We start from the raw sequence: 7,039 nt of genomic DNA on the forward strand, positions 1-7,039 counted from the left end.
GATCAGCCGGCGTTCATGAAGCCCGCCTCGTAGGCCGCGATCACCGCCTGCGTGCGGTCCCGCGCCCCCGTCTTGGCGAGCACCGAAGCCACATGCGTCTTGACCGTCGCGGGGCCGACCCCCATCCGCGCCGCGATCTCCGCGTTGGTCAGACCCGCCGCCATCAGCCTCAGCACCTCGCTCTCGCGCCCCGTCAGCCGGCCCACCCAGGCCGGCGGCGCGGGCTTCGCGCGCCCGTACTCGGCGGCCAGGGCGCGCACCGCCGCCGGGAACAGCAGCGAGTCGCTGCGCGCGACGAGCCGCACCGCCTGTACGAGCGAGTCCGCGTCGGCCCGCTTCAGCAGAAACCCGGAGGCCCCGGCGCGCAGCGCCTCGTACACGTATGAGTCGTTCTCGAAGGTCGTCACGACCACGATGCGCGGCGGATCGGCGAGCGTCCGCAGGATCTGCTCGGTGGCCCTGATGCCGTCGATCTCCGGCATGCGTACGTCCATGAGCACCACGTCCGGCCTGAGCTCGCGCACGACGGACACCGCCTCGGCGCCGCTCGCCGCCTCGCCGACGACCTCCAGGTCGGGCTCGGCGGAGAGGATCACCCGCAGGGCGGTGCGCACCATGCGCTCGTCGTCGGCGAGCACGATGCGGATGGGAGCTGTGACCGGCTCGGTCATGGTCGTACGGGTCCCTTCGGGTCGGTCGTCGTATCGGCCCCGTCGGCGGGCCCTTTCAGGGGAAGTCGTACATCCACCCGCCACACCCCGTCGGCCGGGCCCGCCCGGACCGTGCCGCCGAGCAGCCTGGCCCGGTCGGTGATGCCGCGCAGGCCGTGACCGCCGCCGGGGCGGGACGCGGGTGCGCCGCGGGGCAGCGGGTTCTCCGCGAGGATCTCCAGGGCGGTGCCTTCCAGGGCGATCCGCAGGGTCAGCGGGGCGTCGGGGCCCGCGTGCCGCAGCGCGTTGCTCAGGCTCTCCTGGACGATGCGGTAGGCCTCGCGGGAGACCATCGGGGGCAGGGCGTCAGGGCCCCCTGGCCCGAGGTCGACCGTGGCCCTGACCCGCAGGCCGCCCGCGCGGGTGCGTTTGAGGAGCCCGTCGAGATCGGCGGAGAGGGTGGGCGCGGGGGCGGTGGGACTCGCCCGGTCGGTGCCGCCCTCGCCGCCCTCGCGCAGTACCCCGAGGACCGCGTCGAGTTCGCCCACCGTGCGCCGGGTCGTCTCCTCGATGGCGGCAAGGGCCTCGCGGACGAACTCCGGGTCGCGGTCCAGGACCCTGCGGGCGGCGCTCGCCTGGAGCGTGACGGCGCTCAGCGCGTGGCCCACCGAGTCGTGCAGCTCACGCGCGAGCCGGTTGCGTACGGCGAGGTCCGCGGCGCGCTGTTCGGCCGCCGCGAGCCGGTCGGCGGGCGATGGCCCCAGGAGGTCGGGCGCCCAGCGCGCGAGCAGGTTCCCGGCCGCCGCCGCGCACCCCGCGAGCGCGACGAGGCAGAGGATCCCGGCGACCGGGGAGAGCGCGAGCATCCAGCCCTCGTCGAGGGCCTCGGGCATCCCGACCCGGCTGTCCCGCAGCGCGGCGACGAAGGGCAGCGCGACGAGCACCGCGGCGAACGGCGGCAGCGCGAGCGACATCCCGCTGATGATCCCGCCGAACCCCAGGTGCAGCGTGAACCACGCCACCGTGCGCCCGCGCGCCTGCCGGGACCGGGCGGGTCCGTCGGCGAGCGCATCGCCCGGCACGTCGCACAGCGCGCGTACGGCGGCCACCGACATGGGCCGTGTGAGCGGGAAGAGGGCGGTGATCGCGGCGAGCGGCAACCCCACGGCGAACGCGCCGAGTTGGGAGGTGATCGAACCGAAGACGTTGCCCTCGCCGAGCAGCGGCCCGACGATGACGGAGCCCACGAAGACGTACGGCATCGCGAGTGCGCCGCCGAGGATCAGATGGATCCAGCGGCGCCGGGCCCGGCGCCCGAAGAGGGCGCTCAGGGTCGCCGCGAAAGCTTTCACGCGGGGCGCCGCGCTGCCGTGGTGAACGCGCCCGACCGCTCCTTGAGGAAGCGTGCTCCGAGGATGGCCACGAGCGTCCCGACGATCATCTGCACAGAGTAGGTCAGGAGCATTCCCGCCGTCGGCCGCCGGGCGATGTCGTCCACGCCGACGACCGAGGCGAACAGCAGCCAGCCGCCCCAGCAGGCGATCGCGCCCGAGCCGGTCCAGGCGAGGGCGAGCGGCACCTTGACGGGCAGGGCGGGGGCCCACCGGAAGGCGATGAGCAACCCGCCGGCCACGGCGGAGCCGAGGTAGACCATGTCCAGGGCTTCGAGGACGTAGAAGTCGGTCGTACGCTCCTCGGCCCGCGCCTCGTTCAGGGCGAAGGCGGAGCCGCTGATCCACAGGAGGTGCAGGGCGGCGGGGACGACGGCCAGCAGGGCGGCGGCGACGGCGGTGCGCCGCTGGCGGCCGTCGCGGGCCGCCGGGCCGAGGAGCCGGCCCCGCCAGAGATGGCCCCAGCGGGCCCGTGCGTAGCGGACGAACAGGGCGCCCAGGGCCAGGCCCTGGAGGATGAAGCCGCCGTAGACGACACCGAAGACCCACTCGTCGAGGAAGGCGCCGCCGTCGTCCTGTGCCGAGGGCTGGTTGACGCTGCCGCCCAACGCCTTGACCAGGAGCTGGAGCGGGAACCCGGCCATGATCGGGACCAACAGTCCCGTCGCCGCCCACATGGGGAAAGCGAGCAGCCACGCGGGGGTGCGCAGGCCCCATGGGCGGGTGAGGAGCAGGGCGAGGAGGATGACGCTCGCGTCCATCAGCAGGGTGAGGCCGTTGGCGAAGATCATCGTGGCGCGGTGTTCGAGGAGGCTGCTGTCCTCGGGGATGCCGATGTGGCTTCCCGCGATCCAGGCCAGTTTGAGGCTGAGGTAGGGGAGGGCGGCGAGGACGGCGACGGCGCGGAGGGCTTTCATGCCCTCCACGCTCCCTTCGCCGGGCGCGGGGCACGTCCTGCGTCGCGATGATCCGGGTCCGCCGTGCGGGGGAGAGCGGGCTGGGGTGGGGGACCCTGCGGGGCTTTCCCCGATCCCGCCCCTTCCCGGCTGCATCCATTGGCGGCTCCGCCGCGCAGGGGGCTCCGCCCCCAGACCCCCGGTCCTCAAACGCCGGACGGCTGAAAGACTTCCCCGGACCGGCGAAAATCTCAGCCCGTCCGGCGTTTGAGGACGAACTCGGCGGAGCCGGTGATGACGGTACGTACAAGGCACAGGGCCCCCGCGCCGAGCGGCCCGCGGCGCAGCCGCAATTGGATGCAGCCGGGAAGGGGCGGGGTTGGGGAGAAGGCCCCGCCCGGGCATCAACCCCCGAGTATGAGAACGTCTTCCGCGATCTCCGCCCCCCGCGCATGCGCGAACCCGCTCGCACGGGCGGTAACCCGGAACCCGCACTTCTCAAGGACCCGCAGCGACCCCACGTTGTCCGCCGCGGCCCGCGCGTAGAGGGGCCGCTCCGGGACCTCCGCCAGCAGCGCCCGCAGCGCGGCCGTGGCGAGCCCCCGGCCCCAGTAGTAGCGGTCGATCCAGTACGTGACCTCCCGCTCGCCCGGCTCCCCGTACACCGCCGCGCTGCCCACCACGTCGCCGTCCGCGAGGACGGTACGCACGTCGACGTCGGCCGACTCCCGAAGCCCCTTCCAATGGGCTTCGAAGAGCGTCCGGTCCGCCGTTTTCGGCGAGGTGAACGCGGCGACGTGGTTCGACTCGGGATCGTTCATCTGCCGGTAGAACACCGGGAGATCGCTGTCGTGCACCGGGCGCAGAGTGACATCCATACCGACCATGGTCAGAGCCTACGAGTAGCCAGTGTCAACCGGTCCCGCGCGTCGAACAACGCGTCCTTCACCATCTGTTCGTGCGCGGGCGTAAGGCGCGCGACCGGCACGGAGCAGCTGATCGCGTCCCGCGCGGGCGTGCGGTACGGGATCGCGACGCCGAAGCAGCGCAGGCCGAGCGTGTTCTCCTCGCGGTCCACGGCGAAGCCCTGCTCACGGACCGTGCGCAGCTCCTCGATCAGCTTTTCGCGGTCGGTGATCGTGTGCTCGGTCAGCGCGGGCAGCGTCTCCGGGAGCATCTTGCGGACCTGCTCGTCGGTGTGGGTGGCCAGCAGCGCCTTGCCCAGGGACGTCGAGTGCGCCGGGAGGCGGCGGCCGACCCGCGTGAAGGGGCGGAGGTAGTGCTGGGACTGGCGCGTGGCGAGGTAGACGACGTTCGTGCCGTCCAGGCGCGCCAGGTGGATCGTCTCCGTGGTGTCGTCCGAGAGGCGGTCGAGCGTCGGACGCGCCGCCGCCACCACCTCGTCGCCGTCGATGTACGACGTGCCGACCAGCAGGGCCCGTACCCCGATCCCGTACCGCGTGCCCGTGGCGTCCGTCTCCACCCAGCCCAGCTCCACCAGCGTACGAAGGAGCATGTAGAGGCTGGACTTGGGATACCCGACGGCTTCCTGCACGGCGGCCAGGGAGTGCATTCCGGGGCGGCCCGCGAAGTATTCGAGCAACTCCACCGTCCGCACCGCGGACTTGACCTGTGCCCCGCCAGTCTCGCCAGCCGACATCGCCCTTGACCCCTTAGTTCGACGAGAAATAGTCTCCGAAGTCTTCGGTTCATCACCGGAGACGGCGTTCAGCATATCGAACAGCCCAGGTGGGTGGCAGCACATCTGTAAGCACATCTGTGGCATCACCTCTGGAGGACCCCGCGGTGGCAGCAGCACCAGTCTGGAGTGTCGACCCCCGAACCGGGAAGCAGCGCGAACAGGTTGCGGTCGAAGCCACAGCCCAGGAGGTCGATCAGGCGGTACGTGCCGCACTGGCCGCCCGGGACGCGCTCGCCGACCGCACCGTACGCGCCGCCTTCCTGCGCTCCGCGGCCGATCTGCTCGACGGAGCCAAGGACCACCTGGTGGAGGCCGCGGACGCGGAGACCGCGCTCGGTCCCGTCCGGCTCACCGGTGAGCTCGCCCGCACCTGCTTCCAGCTGCGCGCCTTCGCCGACGTGGTCGAAGAGGGCGGCTTCCTCGGCGTCGTCATCGACCACCCCGACAGCAGCGCGACCCCGCCCATCCCGGACCTGCGGCGCTACAAGATCCCGCTGGGCGTCGTGGCCGTCTACTCCGCGTCCAACTTCCCCTTCGCCTTCTCCGTGCCCGGCGGCGACACCGCGAGCGCGCTCGCCGCGGGCTGCCCCGTGGTCGTCAAGGCGCACCCGGACCATCCCGCCACCTCCGAGCTCGTGGCGGCGACGCTGCGGCGGGCCGCCGTGCAGCACGGCATCCCGGAGGGCGTACTCGGCCTCGTGCACGGCTTCGAGGCGGGCGTCGAGCTCGTCAAGCACCCGCTCGTCTCCGGGGCGGGCTTCACCGGCTCGATCCGCGGCGGCCGTGCCCTCTTCGACGCGGCGGCGGCCCGTCCCGTGCCGATCCCCTTCCACGGCGAGCTCGGCTCCCTCAACCCGGTCGTCGTGACCGAGGCGGCGGCCGTCGAGCGCGCGGAGGAGATCGGGGCCGGTCTCGCGGGTTCGATGACCCTCGGCGTCGGCCAGTTCTGCGTCAAGCCCGGCCTGGTCTTCGCACCGGCGGGCGCGGGCGGCGACCGGTTCATCAAGTCCCTGACCGAGGCGGTCAGCGACACCGAGGCCGGGGTGCTCCTCGACCACCGGATGCGGGACAACTTCGTGGCGGGCGTGCGCGAGCGCGGCGAACTGCCCGACGTGGACGCGCCGGTGACGCCGGGCGCGGGCAGCGAGCACACGGTGAGCGCGGGCTTCCTGACGGTTCCCGCGGCGAAGCTCGCCACCGAGGGCGAGCACGATCTGCTCCTGGAGGAGTGCTTCGGCCCCGTGACGGTCGTCGCGCGCTACGAGGACGAGGCGGAGATCACCTCCGTGCTCACCCGCCTTCCGGGCAACCTCACGGCGACGGTGCAGCTGTCCGCCGAGGAGGCCGCGGGCGAGGGGGGCGGCTCGGCGCTGCTCGCCGAACTCACGCCGCTGGCCGGGCGCGTGCTGGTCAACGGCTGGCCGACCGGCGTCGCGGTGGCGCCCGCGCAGCACCACGGCGGCCCGTACCCCGCGACGACGTCGACCTCCACCTCCGTGGGCGGTACGGCGATCGAGCGCTGGCTGCGTCCCGTCGCGTACCAGAACACACCGGAAGCGCTGCTCCCGCCCGAGCTGCGGGACGACAATCCGCTGGGGCTCCCGCGCCGCTACGAAGGGCGCCTGGAACACTGACGTCCATGGACGTCAACATCCCCGAACTGCCCTTCTCCTTGCGTACGTACGGTCCCGACGGGAACTGGTCGTACGAGGACGGCGTGCTCACCGGCTGGGCAGGCGCCCGGCAGGACCGTTTCGTGCCGCCGACGGGCGAGGCGCTCGACCCCGCGTCGGACGCGCCCCGCCTCCTCGGCGCCCCCGAGGGGGACTTCCAGCTGATCGCCCGCGTGACGGTCGGCTTCGCGGCGGCGTTCGACGCGGGCGTGCTGTACCTGCACGTGGGCGACCGGGAGTGGGCCAAGCTCTGCCTGGAGCGCTCGCCCGACGAGGCGACGGTCTGCACGGTCGTCACCCGCGGCCGCTCCGACGACGCGAACGCGTTCGTGGTGGACGGCAGCAGCGTCTGGCTCCGGATCAGCCGCACGGGCGCGGCGTTCGCGTTCCACGCGTCACTGGACGGCAAGCAGTGGACGTTCGTCCGGATCTTCTCCCTGGGAGAGGAGAAGACGGCGGGCGCGGCCCTGGTCGGCTTCATGGCGCAGTCCCCTGTCGGGGAGGGCTGCGTGGTGACGTATGACGGGATCGAGTTCCGCCCGAACTGGCCCCAGGGCCTCAGGGACGGTTCATAGTCACCCGGCGGGGTGCGTGCCGTCCGGGGGCTTCGCCCCCCGACCCCCGAAAAGACGTCCTCAAACGCTGGACCAGCGGGGTGTTGCACCCAGGGCCGCCGGTGATGGAGCAAAAGGGGGAGACCGGGGTTAAGGGGAACCAACGCCCCCGC

The 7,039-nt window shown here is 72.8% G+C and carries 7 protein-coding genes; 2 read left to right on the forward strand and 5 right to left on the reverse strand.

The annotated features are described in order from the left end of the window. Positions 1–2 precede the first annotated feature (2 nt). The 5 genes from ACWFR3_RS31300 to ACWFR3_RS31320 form a co-directional block, all read right to left on the reverse strand. Complete coding sequence (locus ACWFR3_RS31300) at positions 3–671, reverse strand: response regulator transcription factor (protein WP_453738021.1); 669 nt, start codon at positions 669–671, stop codon at positions 3–5. Beyond that, positions 668–2,002: a sensor histidine kinase gene (locus ACWFR3_RS31305; RefSeq protein ID WP_453738022.1), complete on the reverse strand. Its 1,335-nt coding sequence runs from the start codon at positions 2,000–2,002 to the stop codon at positions 668–670. The genes ACWFR3_RS31300 and ACWFR3_RS31305 overlap by 4 nt, the downstream gene beginning before the upstream one ends. After that, positions 1,999–2,958, reverse strand: a complete 960-nt coding sequence (locus ACWFR3_RS31310; protein ID WP_453738023.1) for a hypothetical protein — start codon at positions 2,956–2,958, stop codon at positions 1,999–2,001. The genes ACWFR3_RS31305 and ACWFR3_RS31310 overlap by 4 nt, the downstream gene beginning before the upstream one ends. Positions 2,959–3,341: 383 nt before the next feature. Continuing rightward, entirely contained in the window at positions 3,342–3,815 is a 474-nt protein-coding gene (locus ACWFR3_RS31315) for a GNAT family N-acetyltransferase (protein WP_453738030.1), read from the reverse strand. A gap of 11 nt (positions 3,816–3,826) precedes the next feature. After that, positions 3,827–4,597 (reverse strand): IclR family transcriptional regulator, encoded by a 771-nt coding sequence (locus ACWFR3_RS31320; protein WP_160504308.1) that lies wholly within the window; start codon positions 4,595–4,597, stop codon positions 3,827–3,829. 146 nt (positions 4,598–4,743) lie between these two features. Here ACWFR3_RS31320 and ACWFR3_RS31325 point away from each other — a divergent pair, with 146 nt between their 5' ends. After that, a complete protein-coding gene (locus ACWFR3_RS31325; protein ID WP_453738024.1) occupies positions 4,744–6,273 on the forward strand; it encodes an aldehyde dehydrogenase (NADP(+)) in 1,530 nt (509 codons plus the stop codon). 5 nt (positions 6,274–6,278) lie between these two features. Continuing rightward, positions 6,279–6,887, forward strand: coding sequence for a DUF1349 domain-containing protein (locus ACWFR3_RS31330; protein WP_453738025.1), 609 nt, complete (start codon positions 6,279–6,281; stop codon positions 6,885–6,887). Positions 6,888–7,039: the final 152 nt, after the last annotated feature.

The organism is Streptomyces sp. NPDC055189, from assembly GCF_053606765.1.

Bases quoted from the DNA above. Each gene is read 5' to 3' on its own strand.
- ACWFR3_RS31310 (WP_453738023.1), bottom strand. From the start codon at position 2,958: ATGAAAGCCCTCCGCGCCGTCGCCGTCCTCGCCGCCCTCCCCTACCTC.
- ACWFR3_RS31330 (WP_453738025.1), top strand. From the start codon at position 6,279: ATGGACGTCAACATCCCCGAACTGCCCTTCTCCTTGCGTACGTACGGT.
- ACWFR3_RS31320 (WP_160504308.1), bottom strand. From the start codon at position 4,597: ATGTCGGCTGGCGAGACTGGCGGGGCACAGGTCAAGTCCGCGGTGCGG.
- ACWFR3_RS31300 (WP_453738021.1), bottom strand. From the start codon at position 671: ATGACCGAGCCGGTCACAGCTCCCATCCGCATCGTGCTCGCCGACGAC.
- ACWFR3_RS31315 (WP_453738030.1), bottom strand. From the start codon at position 3,815: ATGGATGTCACTCTGCGCCCGGTGCACGACAGCGATCTCCCGGTGTTC.